The organism is Streptomyces sp. NPDC005574 (assembly GCF_040605435.1).
Taxonomy (GTDB): Bacteria; Actinomycetota; Actinomycetes; order Streptomycetales; family Streptomycetaceae; genus Streptomyces.
In genome coordinates this window covers 1-18,871 of the sequence record NZ_JBEXCW010000121.1, presented here as the reverse complement: position 1 = coordinate 18,871, position 18,871 = coordinate 1, and the positions used below count along the sequence as shown (strand labels likewise).

Here is an 18,871-nt window from a genome sequence, read left to right as displayed (position 1 = left end):
ACGTGCACACACCCCGCAAAACAGCGGCGGCGAAACAGCGAACGAAGAAGTCGACCACCCCACGACCACGCCGCACAGGTTAAAGATCAAGTTAGCGCATACCATGATCCGAAGGATTCCCGGTTTGGCCAACCGGCGATCGTCGTCTATGTTGTGCACCCCGCACTGCTGTTACCCAAAGGCGATGACTCAGGGCAAGCCGTGGGACTGCACGCCTTCACCTTCCCTCTCGGGCCACATTGCGCGCGTTGGCTGACGAACAGGGTGGCGACGCGAGCGCATCCACGATTGGGAACGCCGCGCCTGCTCCCAAGCGAACGACCGTGAAGCGATCTACTACCAGCCTCAGCGCCATGGAGCCCGCAAGCGGCGAGGTCGCGAGTTCGAGTCAAACCCTGAAGGGTGCCCACGGAGCATGTCTCTCGACCTCCTACAGGCTGCCGACTTCTGCCCGCTACGAGACCGGTGTCAACAGCCCTGGCTACAACAATCCGAGTACACGGACTTGAACCATTCGAGCATCGTCATGTGGTTCGCTGCCCATGTCTCGTCGACAAGCGGACCTTCACCGTGCTGGCGAAAGCGACGTGCCATCCTGGAAGACGGGTTGCCGACTGACTGATCCAGGCCGGTGGGTGAGTCCCGCCCATCTTGACCGGTAGCCACCGACTGTCGGCGTGCGCTGAACGGCTGGGTAGGGTCGCGGTGCCCGAGCTGGAAAGGTAGTTGCATGGCCCACGAGATTGTGATCGCGCAGACGACGAGTGACAACGAGGATCAGGCGAAGGCGCTGGCTCGGGGTGCGGTCGAGAGCAAGCTGGCAGCGGGCGTTCACATCGATGCGCCTATCACCGCCTTCTACTGGTGGAAGGGGAAGGTCGAGACGGCGCAGGAGTGGCGGATCTCGTACATGACTTCAACGGACCGTCTCCCGGCACTGGAGGCGTGGCTGCACGAGAAGCATCCGTATGACGTCCCCCAGTGGATCACGCTGCCCGTGACCGGAGGATCGGAGGCGTACCTGTCCTGGGTGGTCGAGGAGACTCACCCGCAGTAGGGCACGCCACCCCGCGTCTCACCGTCACCGAGCCTGCTCGCCGGATGGCTCACGACGCGAACGCCAGCAAGTGGCCGGCCAGGTCGCGCTCAATGTCGGGGAGCCAGGCAGCGATGCTCTGCGCCCGCTGACGTCCCATGGTGTTCGGTTTTGACTCCGCTGCTGCGGCGAACTGGCGCGCGACGTAGACCCCACGGTCTACGTCGCCGCCACGCAGAAGCGCCGACGCCAGGTCCCCGAGGACCACCACTCCAGAGTCAGGCAGTTCCTTACCGAGGCGCTCGACCGCGGAGTCGGCTGTGACCGTCAGCTCTTGGCGCTTGAGTTCGCCGTATACCGAAAGCGCCAGTGAGTCCATCCGGTACGGCGTCACGAAGCGGACCCATGCCTGCTCGCTCGTGTGATTCGCGAAGTCATACGCGAATCGTGCCTGCTCCAGGGCCCGGAGAGCGCCGGCATCGTCCCCTGATTGAGCCGCTTCCTCCGCGTACCGTCCCAATGCCCACGCCGCAGCGGTCGCGTTGCCATGCCCCCGCACATCCTGAGCCGCCTGTGACAGCATCTCCAGCGCCTTACCCGGGGTAGCGGCACCGTAGCTCGCGTAGCCAAGCGCCAGAGCGCGCAAGGGCGGGTGCCCGGCCTCCTTCGCGCACTCCGAGGTCACCCGGTAATAGGCAGCAGCCTTATCGTGTTCCCCCAGGTCCCAGGCGACCCATCCGGCAAGGGCCGCGGTTTCCCCCGCCGCGATGGTCAGCGCTCGCTCGTGGCCGCCAGCGCGCGGAAGGGCCGCCGTGATCGCGTCGAGGTGAGACTCGACCCGGTTCTGCAAGCTGCGTGCGCTTTCACTCAGCTCGTCCACGTGCAACTCGGCCGCGTGATCGATGAGCACCGACGCGGACTCGGGGTCGATCCTGGCTCCCTTGCTGAGCGCGTAGGCGAGTCGGCCCCAAGGCTCGGCAGCGGCAGCAGCGCCGACGACGGCGCCTCCCAGCAACGTTCGGCGCTTCACGTCGTCCAGGTCCTCCCCTTCAGCGTCGTCCTTCGTCCTCCGCCTGGCTCGGGCGGCCTTGGCCTCCCGCAGGAGCGGCTCCAACGGGACGCCGCATGCCACAGCAATGTGCCCAAGTGTGTGGTTCGTAGGGACGTTCTCACCGTTCTCGTACCGACTGACCTCTCGGCGGGTCACCGTCGCCCGGCCCGAGGCCGCGTTGATCGCATCCGCCTGCTCATCCTGCGATCGGTCCGCGTTACGGCGCAGCTGACGGAGTAGTTCGGCGAACGGATCTGCTGCCATGAGTGTGACCTCTATCGGTGGGGAATCCAATCCTGACCCCAACTCCCCCTCGTTTTCCCCCCTTGACAAAGTTTTCCCCCTCAGGTTTCCCCTGTTCCGGATCACGACACCACGGTGCGATGGGCACATGACCACGCACCGGGCAGCAACGCTTCCCCAACCTGGGATGACTGACGGCGGCCCCACCGCCGCCAGCAGCGCGCCGGCCGTGTCTCCACTGGCATCCCATGCCTTCGAGATGATCATGGCGCCGGCGAGTATTCACGTCGCTCAAGCACGAGGCACCACAGCGGCCGTGCTGAGGCAGTGGGCCCTGCCGGACGCCCCGGCAGAAGACGCCCAGCTTGTCGTCTCAGAGTTGGTGACCAACGCGATCAGTCACGGCTCTGGGGCTGTGGGTCTGCGGGTGCTGTACGGCAACCACCGGCTCCGGATCGAGGTCACGGACGGAAGCACCACCCCTGCCAAGCGACGACGCGCAGGTGCCAACGACCTGGGCGGGCGAGGGCTGCTCCTAGTCGCACACCTGTCACATCGGTGGGGCGTGGCCGACAGCGGCCGGACTACATATGCGGTCATTCCCACTCTTACGGAGGCACCCCCATGTCGCCGCACGGCGCAACCAACCTTGGATCCGACGTGTTGAGCCCCGTGGCCGACCGTGGTCTGGGTCTGGAGGTGCAGTCATCCGGCAGCCGGCCGAATGCTGGCCGGATCCGGGGGCGGCACAGTGGTCCCGACCCGTTGGAGCGCCAGTCGCGCAATGGGCAGCTCCGTAAGCTCCGCCAGCACTTCCATCGAGAGGCTGTCGGAAAACGCGACCGTCAAAGCAGCGACCGGCAGCTTCACGTCCTGGCGTACAGCTTGGTGCCGAGTCCGGGGGCCAGCCCCGACGAGGACTGGAACACCCTCCATGCCGAGGCGGAGCAGCACGGCTACGCGATAGGAGCAAGGCTCCACGATGTTGCCGTACCCGTGCCCACGACGTACTTCCCCGGCTCGCGCACGGGCCGGAGCGTCTACACGCCCCCCTGGCAGCGCCCTGGATGGAGGGAAGTCGAGCGACAGATCCGAGGCGGATTCGCAGAGGGTGTGATCGTCCTCGACCGGCACAACATCAGCTCCGATGCCGACGAGTACCACGCCGTGATCAAGCATCTGGGCGAGCGGTACAAGGCGTTCGTACACCTCGTGATCCCCGAGGAGCCCACTACGCCGACTTGAAGGCGTCCGCTGCGCTGGATGGACGAGAAGGGCTGGGGCTGGAGACAGATCAGCGCTCAGGTCTTCCTCATCGCCGCCGTCTTCGCCGTGCTCGCCATCGCCTACGACTTCACCTGATCAGGGGCCACCATGACATTCGAAGGACACAGCGACCGGGCGCCGCGGCTCCTGCCGCACCGCGAGCAAGGCGAGGCCCTCCTCGCCATCCAGGAGGCCGCCCCGGAACTGCCTAGCGAGGCCGGGATCGATCTCTTCGCCGTCCCTGCCGGCGAGGTGCAAGGTGGCGGCTTGGACCTCTCCCGCTTTCACCGGCTCTCCCGCCTGCCGGATTCGGGGAACGGAGCAGCCTCGGCTTCGACTGATGACCCACAGGACGCAGCATGAAGTCGCTGTTGTATCGCCTCAGTCCCGAGCAGTGGGATGCCTGGTACAGCCAGGGCCGGGCTATAGACCGCCTCGTGACCGACGCCGAGGTCGACCGCTTTCTCCAGCACGTCAACCCGCACGCCGGGGCATCCGTACTCGACGTCGGCTGCGGCATCGGCAGCTTCAGCCGACAGCTCTCCCGTTGGGGCTACGACGTGCTGGGCCTGGACTTCTCGCCGATCGCGATCCGGACCGCGCATCGGCAAGGCGTCAACGGTCGGCTGCGCTACGGGGTGCACGATTTCGACGCGGGGGCAATCCCGCCTCAACTGCAGCCCGGCTCGCTCGACCTCATCGTTTGCCGCAACATCCTGCCGTTCATCGACCACACGCGGTTCATGGTCGACGCACGCCGTTGGTTGCGCCCTGGCGGGCAGTTGTACGTCCTTGTTCGTGTCTGGTCCGAGCGCAGGGGCGAACCGGCCGAGAGGCCATGGCAGCGCGGCTTCACCGAGGAACAGGTGCAGGACCTCCAGAACGGCTGGGCCGAACAGAACCGCTGCTGGCTCGGCAGACACACCGCGCTGTTCCTGTCCAACCCGCGCCACCGGACCTTGTGACCGTTCGTCGGCACCGGCGTCCACTCGTCAGCGCGGAATTTCCTTACCTCAAGTCGAGCCAGTGAGGGAGAAGAGCCACTGCGGTTGAGTGGATGAGCGAACCGTGAGTGATCCGAATTCATCGTCCCGTCACGGTGCCTGACAGCGGTTTCTTCGATCCGGTCGGTATCCGACGTGTGCTCGCCCGCCTCGCCCGCAGCCGTCGCCCACACGGTCCGACAGAGGAGTGCGAGTCGCCCCGCCGTCACCCCCCACCCACGAGCCTCAATGCGCCGTTCGAGAAGGCCGGCGGGCCCAGCCAGTACCCCGAGTGTGAACTCGACCCGGTCTCGGCCCTCTGAGTCGCGCCGCCCTGCTGCCAATAGCCGCCCTGATGAGGAGAACGAGCATGACCGTTCCCGCCCCGATTACTACACCGGCTTCGGCCGCATCCGAGATCACAGCTGGCGAGAGACAGCACGCTGGCCGCGCGCAGCGTGCGCTTCTTCTCGACCTCGACGGCGTCCTGCTCGACACCCGTCCGGTGATGCAGAAGGCGTGGCGGAAGGTGCAGGAGGCCCACGGCATCACCCTTCCGTTCACCGACTACGAGCGTCACCTGGGACGCGAGTTCGGCGACATCATGCATCGGCTGGGCGTCGCCGATGTCGACGCAGTCCGCCGGACGTACGAGACGGAATCCGTCGCCGTCGCACACCTCGCACACGAATTCACCGGCGTTGTCGAAGTGCTCCATGCCTTCGTGGCCGCCGGCTGGTGGCTGGGCGTGGTGACGTCGAAGCACATCAACCGTGCCGCCCCGCTCCTCGCGCACATCGGATGCCCCTTCGCCACCGTCCGCACCTCCACTGGGCCGGGCCGGGCGAAGCCGGCCCCCGACCCGATCCTCCTGGCGTTGGTCGACCTCGGAGTCGACCCCGCCGCGGCTGTCTACGTGGGGGACATGGCGGTCGACCAGGAATCGGCGGCCCGCGCCGGTGTCGCCTACGTCCATGCCGGGTGGGGATACGGGCAGCCCACCTCGCCCGCACCCGAGATCGTCGCCTCGCCGGAGGAACTGCTGCACCTGCTGACCTCCGCCTTGCCGTTCGTCGAGGGGAGCCTGGTGTGAGCACCCGTGCGACCGGCGGTCTGGGTCTGGTCCGCGCCGACTTCGCCGGCCAGCCCCGATGGGCTCTCGTCGGCAGCGGCGCCCTGGACCACGCGAAGGCCGACCACATCCGGACCCGGGAACTGGAGACCATACCTGTCGACCGGCAGGAACTGCGCGCCCTCGTCGAGGACGTCATGGACGCCTTGGAACCATACGGATCCTCGCGTGCCTCCACACCGGGCGGCGTTGGTTGGCTCCACGTCCAGCACGTTCCTGTTCGACGCTTCGTGGCCGAGATCCTGCGCAAGCTGCTGGTCCTGGACGCCTGGGAGCCGTTCGCGACAGCTCCGGGGCCCCTGGCCCTCGCCCCGTACGAGGGGCTCGTCGGGCTTCGTACCAGCAGCTCGCGGGAGTACCTCGCGTACACCATCACATGGTCCGGCATCGCCCATTTGCTCGGGGCAGCGGCTCCGCACAACCCGACCCGCTCCGCCCAGTTACGCAACCGCTCCCGTTCCAGCACGGCGAACACGGAGCCGAGTCCGCTCCCTGCGGACCTGCAGCAGCGAGACGTCGTGGCGCTGTCGTGGACCTCTCGACATGCGGCCACCCTGATGCCGGTTCTCGTCGAGCTGGAGCGCGATGGACGGACGAACCTGCTGCTCGATCTCGCCACCGACCCTGCCGAGCGGTGCTCCGCGCCGGCGGCGTCGGGCATTGACCTGCGCTCGGCGCCGAGCGACCTCTTCACCGTCTCCGGCACTGCCGAGGGCCTGCATCTACCCGACGACGAGCACATCGTCCGCGTGAAGGGTTTTAGCCTCCAACTCGCGCGTCTCGTACGGCTCTTGTCCGTACTCCTCGAAACCAGCGGCGGGTGCACCCAGCCGTCATGGCGGACACTCATCCGAGCAGAGCACTGGCTCGACGGTGTCCTGTCCGCGACCCGACCGCACACCGTCCTCCTGAGCAACGACACCAGCCCGCTGGGCGCACTGGCCGCGCACGCAGCCGAGCGTCACGGGGCGAACACGGTCCACGTCCAGCACGGAGCGTGGACGGCAGAGTCTGTCGCCTGGCCGGCACTTCACAGCCGCGACATCGTCGTCATGGGCGAACGGGACCTCCCCCTGGTCCGAGCGTGGGTCCGCCACCCCGCGGGCGAGGTGCACGTGTTGGGACAGCCTCGCTTCGACGCGCTGGCCGCCCTCGGCCGTGAGGCACAGCGGCGGTATCTGGAGAAGCTGCTGGCTCCGGGCAACCGCCGCGCCCCTGCCCGGATCGCGGTGTGGGCCTGCCAGCCGTTCAGCCCCGGTCACCTCAAGACCCAGGCGGACCTCCTCCTGGACGGTCTGAGTGCGGCGGACGGCGACTGGGGTCTCGCCATCGCTCCACACCCGACGCAGGGCGCCGATGCCTTCGCCACGTTGCTGAAGCAGGACGGAGGGCCGCTGGTGGCCGTGGCCGACCCGCAGGTCGGCGCGCGGGGCTGCCTCGCCGGGGCCGACGCTCTGGCGAGTGCGTACTCGACGTGCGGGATCGAGGCCGCGCTGCTCGACGTCCCGGTCCTCGAAATCGGCACGCCGGGCGAACGCACGCTGGACCTATCCGGCCACGGTCTCGCGGCCCGGTGCCACAACGCCGTTGACGTCGCCGAAGCGCTCTCCGCACTGCTTGAACCGGGCACGCCCGTTCCGAAGACGGCCATGGACGCGGTGTGCCGGTGGCGCGGCGACAGCGCGGCCCAGGTCGCTCGCCTCATCACCCAGCGCGCCGAAGCCAGCGCCAGATCATCCGACCACGTCCACCACGATGCCTCCGGCGCGACCTCTGCGTCGCCCCAGGGCGAAGGAGTTCCTGCCCGATGACATACCTCACCGCCGACAGCATGGCCGAGCTGTTCTCCGGCGCTGTCACGCTGGCCAAGTCCGGCGAGAAGGTCAGCCCCCGGAACATGGCCACGCGGGAAGTCCGTGACGTCCACCTGCTGCTCACCCAGCCGCGCGCCCGCCTGCTCTACGCTCCCCCGGCCCGGATCGTGAACCCGGCCTTCGCGGTCGCCGAGACCGTCTGGCACCTCTCCGGCTCCGACGACCCGTGGATCTTCGACTACAACGCGCGGCTGCGGCAGTACGCCGACGACGGCGTACTGCTCGGCGCGTACGGGCCCAGGATGCGGAACTGGGCCGGCAAGGTGGACCAGCTGGCCCGTGTCGTGGAGATCCTCAATGAGGACCCCGACTCCCGGCGGGCCCTGATCCAGCTCTACGACCCGGCCCAGGACGCCGCAGGGCACAAGGACGTGCCCTGCACCCTCGGCTTCCGCTTCCATCTGCGCGACGGCCGCCTGCACATGGCGACAATGATGCGCGGCCAGGACGTGTGGATCGGCATGCCGTACGACGTGTTCTTCTACACCGTGCTGCACGAGCTGGTCGCTGGGTGGCTCGACGCGGAGCTGGGCCAATTCCACCTGCATGTCGGCTCGCTGCACATCTACGACGAGCACGTCGAGCAGGCCGAATTGCTGACCTCACTCGCGGCGAGCCAGCTCATGCCCGAGCTGCGAACTCCGTGGACGGGCTTCGACGCCCTACTCGACCAAGTCGAGGCCCGCGAAGTGACCGGCCACCCCGGCTGGGACACGATGGCCGAGACACTGCACAGCTACCGGCTGTGGAAGGACGGTGACCGCGAGCAGGCATGGCGGGCGGCCGACAAGATCGACGGTCCCCTCGGTCAGGCCGTCACCGCCTGGTACGGAGAACTAAAGCGGCGCTCGACCAACCCCGCCGCGACGGCCGGGGCGAGGTGACCGCCGCCATGAAGCGCACGCCTTCGGTCGTCCTCGGCCTGTGCTCGTACACCCACGACTCGTCGGCTGCCCTCCTCGTCGACGGCGAACTGGTCGGCTTCGTGGAGGAGGAACGCCTCTCCGAGCAGAAGCACACCAAGCTCTACCCGTCCCGGGCCATCGAGTGGCTGCTCGGCCAGGCCAAACTCACCGCCGCCGAAGTGGACGCCGTCGCCTACAACTTCCAGCCCGCCCGCTACCTCGCCGAGTCGCCCGCCGCCCTACGCCTGGCGCTCTCCCCGGCGACACGCGAGCGAAGCCTGGCCCGAGCACACGGGTTCGCCAAGGTGGCCGTGCGCACCCAACGGCGCCTGCGCATCCTCGGCCGCCGGTTCCCCTCTGCCCGCGTCACGCCGATCCTGCACCACCGCGCCCACCAGCTCACCGCCTTCGCCGCCTCGGGCTGGGACGAAGCCGCAGTACTGGTGGTCGACAGTCTCGGCGAGCGGCAGACCACCACTATCGCCCGGGGCCACGGCACACATCGCCCCCGCACACAGACCCTGGAAGCGATCAACGACCCGGCCTCGCTGGGGTACGTGTACGGCGCCGTCACCGAGCACCTGGGCTGGCGCCGGGGCGACGAGGAAGGCACCGTCATGGCGCTGGCCGCCCATGGCGACCCCGCCCGCTTCCGCCACCTGTTCGCCCAGGCGCTCCGCACGACGGCTACGGGCTTCCGCATCAATCCCGGCTACTTCCCCACGCGCACCCTCACGTCGGGATACCCGAGGACATCCCGGCAGTTCGTCGCCGAGACCTGCCCCGAACGGCACCCGAGGGAGCCGCTCACGGACCTCCACCGGGACCTGGCGGCTGCCCTCCAGGAGCGGACCGAGCAGGTGATGGTGCACCTGGCCCGCCGCTCTCGCGTGCTCACCGGCTCCCGACGCCTGTGCGTGGGAGGCGGTGTCGCCACGAACTGTGTGAGCATCGGGAAGATCATCGAGGCCGGCATCTTCGACGAGGTCTTCGTGCCGCCCGCGCCCGGTGACGCCGGTACGGCGATCGGCGCCGCCCTCGCTGTACATGTCGACGGACGCAGCCCCCGCCCTCTCGCTGGCGTCGCCCGTAGCTGCTACCTCGGCCCCTCCTACGAGGACCAGCCCCTCGACCTGACGCCCTGGCCCGGCCTTCGCCAGAAAACCCTGGGAATCGAAACCGCCGAGTTCCTCGCCGATCAGCTGGCCCACGGCACCATCGTCGGTCTGTTCCAGGGGGCCGTCGAAGCCGGACCGCGCGCTCTTGGCAATCGGTCGATCCTCGCCTCCCCGCTGGAGCCTGGCGTCGTCGAACGCCTGAACGCCACCGTGAAGTTCCGCGAACCCTTCCGACCCTTCGCTCCCATGGTCCTGGCCGAGCGCGCCCGCGAGTTCTTCACGCTCGGCCAGCAGGCGCCGTACATGTCCATGGCCTCCGGAGTGACGGACAAGACGCGCGAGCGCGTGCCGGCCATCGTGCACGCCAACGACACCTCCCGCCTGCAGACCGTCACAAGGTCGCAGAACCCGTTCATGCACGCGGTCCTGACCGCCTTCAGCCGCCGCGCCGGCGTGCCCGTGCTGATCAACACCTCCCTCAACGTCAAGGGAAAGCCGATCTGCGGGACGCCCGAGATGGCGTTGGACTGCCTGGCCAACTCCGGACTCGACGCCCTGTTCCTCGAAGGGCGGTGGATCACCAAGTGAAGATCGGATACAGCTTCTGGGGCTTCCTCGGCAACGGCGTCACCGACACCCCGGACGGGGGACGCAGCCACCGGCGCCCCTTCATCGACGCCCTCATCGCCCGCGGTCACGACATAGTCTTCCTCCAGGCCGACCGCGACCGCCTCGAAGCCGGCGACGACCTCGGTGGCACGTACACCTTCGCCGACGGCACCCCGGGCATTGACGTCCTGTTCCTGGAATGGCGCTGGGCGATCACCGGCCGCAACACCACGGTCTGCGGGACCGAGGGGCACTCCTGCGACCTGCACCGCCAAGCCCAACTCATCAAGCACTACACCGTGCGGCACCGGACGCCCACCGTGATCTGGGACAAGGACCGCACCCTGCGGGCCGAGAGCGTGTGGCGGCGTACCGCCCACGCCCTCGTCTGCGAGGCTGCCCTCGCGCCGACCCTGGGCGCGCGCTCCCTCCTCTTCCCCGTCGCCGACGACCTCATCGCCCAGGCAGACCCCGCCACCCTCGCCGCGCGACCGCGGGACCTCGCGCTCGGCTACGTGGGCAACCAGTACGACCGCGACGAGCCCTTCGACCGCTACTTCGCCCCGGCCGCCGCCCGGGTCGAGCACCTGGTCGCCGGGAAGTGGACGAAGACCGACCGCTGGCCGGACGTCCACTTCGTCGGCCGAATCCCCTTCGAAGCCGCCGCCGGCGTCTACGGCCGGTCTCTGGCCACGGTCCTCATGCTGCCCGAGCGGTACGCCGCCGTCGGGCAGATGACGCAGCGCATCTTCGAGGCCGTACTCGGCGGGTGCCTGCCTTTGGTCCCGACGGACGTCCGCTTCGCGGACCGGTTCGTACCGGAGGAGCTGATCGTGCGCTCCGGCCGAGACGTCATCGAGCGGCTGTCTTACCTCCGCGAGATCGCCGGCACCCAGCAGCACGCCGACCTGATCGCGGCATGCGTGGACCGCCTGCGCCTGTTCGGCCTGCACAAGCAGGTCGACACCGTCGAATCCGCACTGCACGTGCTCGTCCAGACCACGGCGACCGCGCGGGGAGCTGCTTGATGGAGTCCGCTCGACAGGCTCTGACGCCTGGATCATCCGAACGTGTCTGGGGGGATGGCTCCGCCGCACACCCGAACCTCTCTACGCTGGAGCACCATGAAGAAGGTCGCCATCGTCGGCTGCGGAGGCAGCGGCAAATCCCACGTGGCCCGCGAACTGGGCAGGATCCTCGACGCCCCGGTGACGCACCTGGACGCCGCGTTCTACGACGACGAGTGGAACGCGCTGCCCATGGACAAATTCACCGAGGTGCAGCGCGAGCTGGTCGCGAAGCCGCGGTGGGTGATCGACGGCAACTACAACTCGACGCTGCCGGTGCGGCTCGAAGCCTGCGACACGGTGATCCTGATGGACGTGTCGACCGTGGCGGCCCTGTACGGGATCTTCTCCCGGCAGATCCAGCACGGGGCCGGGCACAAGGGCAACGGCGTACACAACCGCATCCACTGGGGCGTGATCAAGTACGTCGCCACGTACCGCCGCAAGATGCGGCCCCGGGTCATGGCGAAGATCGAGGAGTACGCCGCCGGCCGAGCCGACGTGGTCCTGCTGGCCAACCGGCGCCAGACGCGCCGCTGGCTGCGGAAGGTGGCCGCCGAGCAGTCCTGAACGGCCCGGGCCCCCGGAGCGGGGGTGCGGCATGAATGAGCCCAACCCGTTCCTGGACCCCGCCCGCCGGCAGGAGCTGTACGGGCACGCCTCCCGACTGGCCGGACGGACCAGCGCCCTGATGCGCGCGAAGACGTCCGGTCGCCCCGTGCCCGAGACGATCGTCAGCTTGGTGCGGGCCCACCACGCGCATCCGAACCGCCTCGGCATGGTGCTCGACATCGGTTGCGGTCGCGGCACGAGCACCCTGGCCATCGTCGAGCAGCTGAGGCCCCGGCGCGTCATCGGCCTGGATGCCGCCCCCGCCCTGCTCGTCCATGCCCACGCACGCTCCGAGGAACTGCCCGACACCGTGGCGGAATTCGTCGAAGGGGACTTCCACAACCTCCCGCTGCCCGCCGGGTCGTGCGATGTCGCCGTCGCCGCGTTCTGCCTCTACCACTCGCCGCGGCCGAACGACGTCATCGCGCAGATCGCGAAAGTTCTGGCCCCCTGTGGCCTGGCCGTACTAGTCACAAAGGGACTCGAAAGCTACCGGGAAATAGACCAGCTGGTCACTGCGGCCGGCCTCGATGGGCGGGCCGAGAAGCACGAGAGCCTCTACACCGCCGCGCACAGCGGCAACCTCGCCGCCCTGGCCACCTCCTCGCTCGAGGTGATCGCCACCCTGGACGAGGAGCACGCCTTCACCTTCGACGGCCACGACCACCTCGCGCAGTACCTCGCCACCAACCCCAAGTACGACCTCGCGCCCGGCCTGTACGGAAACCCCGGGGCGCTGGCAGCGACCTTGCACGAGTTCCTTCCGGACCAGCCGCTGACCACTCGGTCCCTCATCACCTTCGTCGTCGCGCAGGCGAAGGAGGAGCCGGCATGACCCTCCCACCGTTCACCAAGCACTACGAGACACCGGAGCGCGCGGCGGGAGCTGTCCGCCACTACCGGTGGATCAAAGAGCACGCGAAGCCGCTGCGACAGCCGGCCCTTCACGAGATCGGACCGGCCAGTCTGGCATTCGAGCGGGTCGAGGGCCGCTCCGTACGCCCCGACGACCTGCCGCGCATGGCGGAACTGCTGGGCCGCGCGCACGGTGCCGCATGGCGCAGCGACCTTCAGTCGGCATCGCTGGGCAATCCGCACCACTTCAACGACGGAACGCCGTTCGACGACTACCTCGGCCCGCGGGAGATCGCGCTCCGGCGACGCCACGAGCAGGGCTACCTGCCGAACAAGGCGGCCCTGTACGCGATGCTCGGCCTGCTGGAGGAGACCGCGCAGGGACCGCCCGCCTTCTACAAGGACAGCAACCCCCGGAACTTCATCATCACCGCGGCCGGGGACATCGTCACCGTCGACACCGACGACCTGTCCCTAGCCCCGATGGGATACGACCTCGCCAAGCTCATCGCGACACTCCACCTGACGTACGGACCACTCACGGACCAAGCCGTCAACGCCGCCCTGCTCGCGTACAACACGGCGGCCGGATGCTACGGCTCCCGGCTCCACGCAACGAACCGCGGACGCCTCGACGACTTCCTGGCCCTGCACGCCGTCCTGACCGCCCCGTACGTCGGGCGCAACGGCTACCACTGGCCGCTCCGCTCCCACCTCCGAGGAACCCCATGATCACCACCGAACTCGTCTTCGTACGGCACGGCCAGGCCCAGTGCAACGCCGACGGCCTCGTCGGGGGCCCGCGCACCTGCACCGGACTGACCAACCTCGGGTACGCCCAGGCCGAACAGGCCGCGCGCCGCTTGGCCACCGAGCACCTGAAGAAGCCCTTCGACATGGTCTACGCAGGCCCGCGCATTCGCCTCGTCCAGACCGGCGAGATCATCGCCCAGACGCTCCAGATTCCGCTCCACTTCGACGACCGGCTCGACGGCCCCGTCCACGGCGATGCCGACGGCAAACCTTGGGATGCGGTGAAGACAGCCGCCAACGGCGGCCCGCATGCGCACCCCAACACTCCCTGGGCCACTGGCTCCGACACCTGGAACGGGTACCTGAAGCGCGCCAGCAAGACCCTGAGTCAACTCATCGAGGAGAACGAGGGGAAGCGCATCGTGTTCGCCGCCCACGGAGAGACGGTGATCACCGCGCACACCCTGCTCCTCGACATCCCGATCGGCTCGCCGGCGGGCTTCACGCACAACCACGCCTCAATCACTCGCTGGCAGCACCACCGCAACCGCCTGGGCCAGACCCGCTGGATGCTCGATCGGCACAACGACACCGAGCACCTCAGTCTCCTCACACCGGAGCCGACCCCGTGATCGCCACATCGGACGACCCCCGGATCCAACTGGCGCACGATCTCCTCGGCGCCGTCGAGATCGCGCCGGACCCCCTGCTCCCTCCCCGGGTCGTGCGCGTGGTGGCCAACGACGGGCAGCACTTCGTCGCCAAACAGCACGCCGAGCCCGACCGATACGCGAGGGAACTCCACGCCTACCGGACATGGGGCACCCACCTGACCGGCCACGCGCCGAAGCTGGTCGGCCGTGACGACGCCACCCGCACCCTTCTGCTGACCGCGCTCGCAGGCGATCGGGCGGACACCGCGGCCCCGGGCTCACCCGAGGAGGAACTGGCCCATCACGAGGCCGGTCACGTCCTCGGCAAGCTCCACCGGGCAACCGCCATGCCCCAAGGCGGCGCCGTCGGCGCCGCGCTCGCCGAACGCCTCCAGAGCTGGATCGACCGGGCCGCTCACATCGGCCTCATCGACACGGCCGAGCGGAACCTGCTGAAGCACCACGCGGTCATCCTGGGCAACAGCCTCATGGACAGCGCGATCTGCCACCTCGACTACCAGCCGCGCAACTGGCTGATCGGTGATGCCTTCGGCATCTGCGACTTCGAGCACATGCGACGCGACGCCCGCGTCCGCGACTTCGCCCGGCTCGAATTCCGCCGCTGGCAGGCCGCGCCCCACCTGCGAACCGCCTTCCTCGACGGGTACGGCCGCCCACTGACCGACACCGAGCGGCGCCTTCTGGAGTGCTTCGGCGCCATCGAGGCGACCACCGCCCTGGTCAAGGGCCACAAAGAGAACGACCTCGCCCTGAGCGCGCACGGCCGAACCGTCCTGTCCCGCCTCACCTGACTTCCTCCCTTCAATCACCTTCCTGGAGATTCCCGTGCCGCAGCACGAGCAGCACCCGACCACCGCCGCCCCGCGCCGGGCTGTGGTGACCGGCTCCGCCGGATTCATCGGCTCCCACCTCGCACACGCCCTCGTACAGGCCGGCACCACCGTCATCGGCGTTGACCGCCGCGACCCCTCCGCCGACGCCACTGCCATCGCCAACCTCGCCTCCCTGCGCGGTATACCGGGGTACCACCACATCACCGCCGACCTCCTCAACTGCGCGATCGACCCACTCCTGATAGACGCGGACGCGGTCTTCCACCTCGCCGGCATTCCCGGCGTACGGCCCTCCTGGGGGCCGCAGTTCAGCGACTACCTCGCGTCTAACGTGCTGGCCACCCACCGGGTCCTGGAAGCCTGCACCCGCATCGGCGTCCCGCGACTGGTCGTTGCGTCCTCCTCCAGCGTCTACGGGCCGACCGATGGCGGCGCGAGTGTCGAGGCCGACCGTACGAAGCCGGCCTCCCCCTACGCCGTGACCAAACTGGCCGAGGAACAGCTCTGCCTCGCCTACGCCGAGCGCCCCGCCGGTCCAAGCGTCGTCGCCCTGCGGTACTTCACCGTCTACGGCCCCCGCCAGCGCGCCGACATGTTCACCCACCGCGCCCTGCAGGCCGCTCTGACCGGACAGCCGCTTCGCCTGTACGGAGACGGTCACCAGCGACGCGACTTCACGTACATCGATGACGTGGTCGCCGCCACGATCGCCGCCGCGACCGTGCCGACAGCGCATGGCGCGATCAACGTGGGCGGCGGGTCGAACGCATCGCTGCTGGAAGTGATCAACATTGCCACCAGCCTCACCGGCCGCGACATCCAGCTCCAGCAGGACCACGCGCGCAGCGGTGACGTCCCCCTAACCCGCGCCGACCCCAGCCGTGCCCGAGAAGTCCTCGGGTGGCAGCCGCGAGTCGACCTCCATAACGGCCTGCGGGCCCACATGCAGGCCCTGGCCGTCCAGGTCCCCAACTACAGCCGAGCCGCGTAACCCCGCGGCCCGGAGCCCGAGAGGAAACGCAATGGAGAGTCCCGAGCGAGCGCGGCTGGACGCCTTTTTCCGGCAGATCACGACGCAATTCCCCGCCGGGGACGCGATCACGACGCTCGTCATCACGCATCTGCTCCCCGAACGGCCGGCGTTCCTGCGGGCCATGACCGCGGTGTCCACGGTCGGCGCCGTGCTGCCGAAACCCCGATCGATCCACCAGCCGACCCTCGACGCCGTCCGCCGTACCTTCCCCGTCCACGACCTGACCCGAGAACGGTTCACCGACAACTCCCAGGCCCTGGACTACCTGGAGAACACAGCGGGCGGCCGGGACGTCGTCCTGGTGGACATCGGCGGCTACTTCGCGGCAAGCCTCGACACGCTCGTGGGCAAGTTCTCCGGCCGCATCCTCGGCATCGTCGAGGACACCGAGAACGGACACCAGCGGTACGCCGCCCTCGACAAACTGCCGTGCCCGATCGTCTCGGTGGCCCGCTCCCCGCTCAAGGACTGCGAAGACCACCTCGTCGGCCGCTCGATCGTGTTCTCCACAGAAGCCCTCGTCCGCGCCCGCGGGGACATCCTCACCAGCCGCAACGCCTGCGTCATCGGCTTCGGCAAGATCGGCCGCGCCATCGCCCAGACCCTGCGCGCCCAAGAACTGCGCGTCACCGTGTACGACAGCGATCCGGTCAAGCGAGTTCAGGCGCACTCCCTCGGCTTCCGCACCAGCACCTCCACCGCCGAGGCCGTGAGCGACGCGGAACTCGTCCTGTGCGCCACCGGCAACCTCGCCCTGCGGCAGGGCGACTTCGCCGCCCTGCGCAATGGCGCCTACCTCGGATCGGTGACCTCATCCGAGGACGAGCTCGAACTCGGCAGCCTCGACGAGCTCTACCAGCGCACCCCAGTCAGCGCTCAGCTGACGCGATATGAGGTGACCGGCCACTACTTCTACGTTCTCGCCGACGGCGGTGCGGTCAACTTCGTGCACGGCGCTGCCGTCGGCGCGTACATCCATCTCGTCCAGGCCGAGATACTCGCCGCCACCGCCGCGCTCAGCCACACCCGCTTCCAGCCCGGACTGCACGAGATGCCGGCGGCCGACCGCGACGCCATCGCCAGAACCTGGCTCCACCACTTCGAAAGGTGACCCCAGTGCCTCCCTCCGTCGACCACATCCGTTCCGTCGCCGAGGCATACCTCGCCCGTCACTCGGACGAACGCGACTCCCTCACCCTGCTGTTCGCCGCGCTCGCCGCCGCAGATGACCCCACGAACCGAAAGACGTTCCCCGCCCACGTGACATGCAGCGCCATCGTCATCAACGGCGCCCGGCACGTGCTGCACATCATGCACAAGGCGTCCGGGAAACTGCTGGCGCCCGGCGGCCACAACGAACCGGATGACCGGCACCTGCGCGACGCCGCCCTGCGCGAACTGCACGAGGAGGCAGGCATCCCGCCCAGCGCCGTCGTTCCTCTCTCCGGCTTCGAGGACGTTCCCCTCGACATCGACGTGCACACCATCGACGCGAACCCCTCGAAGGACGAGCCGGCCCACCACCACGTCGACTTCCGCTGGGTCTTCCTTCTCGGCGCAGGGCACGCGGTGACCCTCCAGGAAGAGGAGGTCGACGGCTACGAATGGCGGCCGTTCACGAGCGCCGCGTCGCCCACCGTCCGTTCCAAACTCGCCCTGCTGCCCTGAAGGCCCGCCCCTACCCGACCACCAGGAGGACGCCGTGGCCGCCACCACAGCTCTAACTCGCGGCGCCACACCGCGCCGGCACGTCGCCGTCATACCCTGCCGCTGGGGCGCGTCGCGCTTTCCCGGTAAACCGTTGGCTCGCCTCGGCGACAATCCGCTGCTCTGGCACGTCCACCAGCGCTGCCTGGAGACCAAACGTCTCGACGGAGCCATCGTGGCGACCGACGACGAACGCATCGAAGCGGCGTGCCGCCAGCTGGGCATCGATTGCATCCGTACCGGAGAGCACCTCACCGGCACCGACCGCGTCGCGGAGGTCGCCGAGCGCCTGCCGGCCGACGCGTACATCAACGTCCAGGGCGACGAGCCGTTCATCTCGCCGGCCGCCATCGACGCCATCTCCGAGGCCCTGGAGTGCCTGCCGCCGGGCGCATTCGCCGTGAACGCGTACACCGAACTGGTCGACGTCGGCGCCGTCCTGGACCACAACGTCGTCAAGGTCGTTGTCTCGGCCCAAGGCGAGGCCCTGATGTTCTCGCGCCAGCCCATTCCCTATCCGAAGGGCGACCGACCGAAGTACCTCCGCCAGCTGGGCCTCTACGGCTTCACCGGCCCAGGTCTCCAACGCTTTCGACAGCTGCAACAAGGGCCCCTGGAGCGCGCCGAGGGAGTGGAGATGCTGCGCTTCGTCGAACACGGCCACGCCGTGCAGATGGTCCCTGTCCTGGACGACGGCGTAGCGGTGGACACCCCTCAGGATCTAGCGCGAGCGGAGAGCCTCCTCGCCCAGTACGCATGCCTAACCGCTGGCACGACGGGGCGGACTGTCGGCCCTTGAGGTGAGAACGGCTTCCTTCCGCCGCAGGAACTGACGGCCGCACACGCAGGACATCCTGCGGGACTCCACTGGCCAAGACCAACCCGCCCCGGCCAACGTGATCCCACTGCGCCCGGACGGCGCCTGAACCGCCCCTCGCCAATGCCGTGCCGCACCCGGTCGCCAAGGCGCGCCCGCTGAGCCCGACCCGCTTCAGGGCGCCCCGCACCCGTTCTGGCTGCCCGGCGGGTCTGTACGCTCACCGGTGTAATTGATGATCATGGAAGAGACATCAAGTGACTGACACCGTGACCGAGTTCGTGGCCGCTGCCGACCAGGCGG

Annotated in this window: 19 protein-coding genes; 18 read left to right on the top strand and 1 reads right to left on the bottom strand. The window is 68.7% G+C overall.

Annotated elements, in window-relative coordinates; genetic code table 11:
- Nucleotides 1-730 precede the first annotated feature (730 nt).
- Complete coding sequence (gene cutA, locus ABZT03_RS38625; protein ID WP_356048121.1) at nt 731-1,057, top strand: divalent-cation tolerance protein CutA; 327 nt, start codon at nt 731-733, stop codon at nt 1,055-1,057.
- A gap of 49 nt (nt 1,058-1,106) precedes the next feature.
- Here cutA and ABZT03_RS38620 read toward each other — a convergent pair whose 3' ends face one another.
- The gene (locus ABZT03_RS38620; RefSeq protein ID WP_356048120.1) at nt 1,107-2,351 is read right to left on the bottom strand and encodes a helix-turn-helix transcriptional regulator; all 1,245 of its coding nucleotides are present in this window, start codon (nt 2,349-2,351) and stop codon (nt 1,107-1,109) included.
- Here ABZT03_RS38620 and ABZT03_RS38615 point away from each other — a divergent pair.
- The 17 genes from ABZT03_RS38615 to ABZT03_RS38535 all read left to right on the top strand — a co-directional run bounded on the left by ABZT03_RS38615 (nt 2,350) and on the right by ABZT03_RS38535 (nt 18,550).
- The gene (locus ABZT03_RS38615; RefSeq protein WP_356048118.1) at nt 2,350-2,997 is read left to right on the top strand and encodes an ATP-binding protein; all 648 of its coding nucleotides are present in this window, start codon (nt 2,350-2,352) and stop codon (nt 2,995-2,997) included. The two genes, ABZT03_RS38620 and ABZT03_RS38615, sit on opposite strands and share 2 nt — an antisense overlap.
- Nucleotides 2,955-3,575 (top strand): hypothetical protein, encoded by a 621-nt coding sequence (locus ABZT03_RS38610; RefSeq protein WP_356048116.1) that lies wholly within the window; start codon nt 2,955-2,957, stop codon nt 3,573-3,575. The genes ABZT03_RS38615 and ABZT03_RS38610 overlap by 43 nt, the downstream gene beginning before the upstream one ends.
- Before the next feature lie 380 nt (nt 3,576-3,955).
- Nucleotides 3,956-4,561, top strand: coding sequence for a class I SAM-dependent methyltransferase (locus ABZT03_RS38605; protein ID WP_356048114.1), 606 nt, complete (start codon nt 3,956-3,958; stop codon nt 4,559-4,561).
- Between the two features lie 388 nt (nt 4,562-4,949).
- Nucleotides 4,950-5,672, top strand: coding sequence for an HAD family hydrolase (locus ABZT03_RS38600; protein WP_356048113.1), 723 nt, complete (start codon nt 4,950-4,952; stop codon nt 5,670-5,672).
- Nucleotides 5,669-7,522 (top strand): hypothetical protein, encoded by a 1,854-nt coding sequence (locus tag ABZT03_RS38595; RefSeq protein ID WP_356048112.1) that lies wholly within the window; start codon nt 5,669-5,671, stop codon nt 7,520-7,522. Before ABZT03_RS38600 ends, ABZT03_RS38595 begins: the two co-directional genes overlap by 4 nt.
- A complete protein-coding gene (locus ABZT03_RS38590) occupies nt 7,519-8,469 on the top strand; it encodes a thymidylate synthase (protein ID WP_356048111.1) in 951 nt (316 codons plus the stop codon). The genes ABZT03_RS38595 and ABZT03_RS38590 overlap by 4 nt, the downstream gene beginning before the upstream one ends.
- A gap of 8 nt (nt 8,470-8,477) precedes the next feature.
- Nucleotides 8,478-10,196, top strand: coding sequence for a carbamoyltransferase C-terminal domain-containing protein (locus ABZT03_RS38585; RefSeq protein ID WP_356048110.1), 1,719 nt, complete (start codon nt 8,478-8,480; stop codon nt 10,194-10,196).
- Nucleotides 10,193-11,245: a hypothetical protein gene (locus ABZT03_RS38580; protein ID WP_356048109.1), complete on the top strand. Its 1,053-nt coding sequence runs from the start codon at nt 10,193-10,195 to the stop codon at nt 11,243-11,245. The genes ABZT03_RS38585 and ABZT03_RS38580 overlap by 4 nt, the downstream gene beginning before the upstream one ends.
- A gap of 96 nt (nt 11,246-11,341) precedes the next feature.
- Complete coding sequence (locus tag ABZT03_RS38575) at nt 11,342-11,854, top strand: topology modulation protein (RefSeq protein WP_356048108.1); 513 nt, start codon at nt 11,342-11,344, stop codon at nt 11,852-11,854.
- A gap of 31 nt (nt 11,855-11,885) precedes the next feature.
- Complete coding sequence (locus tag ABZT03_RS38570; RefSeq protein ID WP_356048107.1) at nt 11,886-12,731, top strand: class I SAM-dependent methyltransferase; 846 nt, start codon at nt 11,886-11,888, stop codon at nt 12,729-12,731.
- A complete protein-coding gene (locus tag ABZT03_RS38565; RefSeq protein ID WP_356048106.1) occupies nt 12,728-13,483 on the top strand; it encodes a phosphotransferase in 756 nt (251 codons plus the stop codon). Before ABZT03_RS38570 ends, ABZT03_RS38565 begins: the two co-directional genes overlap by 4 nt.
- Nucleotides 13,480-14,136, top strand: coding sequence for a histidine phosphatase family protein (locus ABZT03_RS38560; RefSeq protein WP_356048104.1), 657 nt, complete (start codon nt 13,480-13,482; stop codon nt 14,134-14,136). The genes ABZT03_RS38565 and ABZT03_RS38560 overlap by 4 nt, the downstream gene beginning before the upstream one ends.
- A complete protein-coding gene (locus ABZT03_RS38555; RefSeq protein WP_356048103.1) occupies nt 14,133-14,969 on the top strand; it encodes an aminoglycoside phosphotransferase in 837 nt (278 codons plus the stop codon). The genes ABZT03_RS38560 and ABZT03_RS38555 overlap by 4 nt, the downstream gene beginning before the upstream one ends.
- Nucleotides 14,970-15,003: 34 nt before the next feature.
- Nucleotides 15,004-16,002 carry an NAD-dependent epimerase/dehydratase family protein gene (locus ABZT03_RS38550; RefSeq protein WP_356048102.1) on the top strand — a complete coding sequence of 333 codons (999 nt, stop codon included), beginning with the start codon at nt 15,004-15,006 and terminating at the stop codon, nt 16,000-16,002.
- Nucleotides 16,003-16,033: 31 nt separating this feature from the next.
- Nucleotides 16,034-17,155: an adenosylhomocysteinase gene (locus tag ABZT03_RS38545; protein WP_356048100.1), complete on the top strand. Its 1,122-nt coding sequence runs from the start codon at nt 16,034-16,036 to the stop codon at nt 17,153-17,155.
- 5 nt (nt 17,156-17,160) lie between these two features.
- Nucleotides 17,161-17,712 carry an NUDIX domain-containing protein gene (locus tag ABZT03_RS38540; protein ID WP_356048098.1) on the top strand — a complete coding sequence of 184 codons (552 nt, stop codon included), beginning with the start codon at nt 17,161-17,163 and terminating at the stop codon, nt 17,710-17,712.
- A 34-nt stretch (nt 17,713-17,746) separates the two neighbouring features.
- Nucleotides 17,747-18,550, top strand: a complete 804-nt coding sequence (locus ABZT03_RS38535; RefSeq protein ID WP_356048096.1) for a 3-deoxy-manno-octulosonate cytidylyltransferase — start codon at nt 17,747-17,749, stop codon at nt 18,548-18,550.
- The last annotated feature ends 321 nt before the right edge of the window (nt 18,551-18,871 follow it).

Bases quoted from the DNA above. Each gene is read 5' to 3' on its own strand.
- ABZT03_RS38560 (WP_356048104.1), top strand. From the start codon at position 13,480: ATGATCACCACCGAACTCGTCTTCGTACGGCACGGCCAGGCCCAGTGC.
- ABZT03_RS38605 (WP_356048114.1), top strand. From the start codon at position 3,956: ATGAAGTCGCTGTTGTATCGCCTCAGTCCCGAGCAGTGGGATGCCTGG.
- ABZT03_RS38545 (WP_356048100.1), top strand. From the start codon at position 16,034: ATGGAGAGTCCCGAGCGAGCGCGGCTGGACGCCTTTTTCCGGCAGATC.
- cutA (WP_356048121.1), top strand. From the start codon at position 731: ATGGCCCACGAGATTGTGATCGCGCAGACGACGAGTGACAACGAGGAT.
- ABZT03_RS38615 (WP_356048118.1), top strand. From the start codon at position 2,350: ATGAGTGTGACCTCTATCGGTGGGGAATCCAATCCTGACCCCAACTCC.
- ABZT03_RS38585 (WP_356048110.1), top strand. From the start codon at position 8,478: ATGAAGCGCACGCCTTCGGTCGTCCTCGGCCTGTGCTCGTACACCCAC.
- ABZT03_RS38590 (WP_356048111.1), top strand. From the start codon at position 7,519: ATGACATACCTCACCGCCGACAGCATGGCCGAGCTGTTCTCCGGCGCT.
- ABZT03_RS38570 (WP_356048107.1), top strand. From the start codon at position 11,886: ATGAATGAGCCCAACCCGTTCCTGGACCCCGCCCGCCGGCAGGAGCTG.
- ABZT03_RS38610 (WP_356048116.1), top strand. From the start codon at position 2,955: ATGTCGCCGCACGGCGCAACCAACCTTGGATCCGACGTGTTGAGCCCC.
- ABZT03_RS38620 (WP_356048120.1), bottom strand. From the start codon at position 2,351: ATGGCAGCAGATCCGTTCGCCGAACTACTCCGTCAGCTGCGCCGTAAC.
- ABZT03_RS38575 (WP_356048108.1), top strand. From the start codon at position 11,342: ATGAAGAAGGTCGCCATCGTCGGCTGCGGAGGCAGCGGCAAATCCCAC.
- ABZT03_RS38565 (WP_356048106.1), top strand. From the start codon at position 12,728: ATGACCCTCCCACCGTTCACCAAGCACTACGAGACACCGGAGCGCGCG.
- ABZT03_RS38600 (WP_356048113.1), top strand. From the start codon at position 4,950: ATGACCGTTCCCGCCCCGATTACTACACCGGCTTCGGCCGCATCCGAG.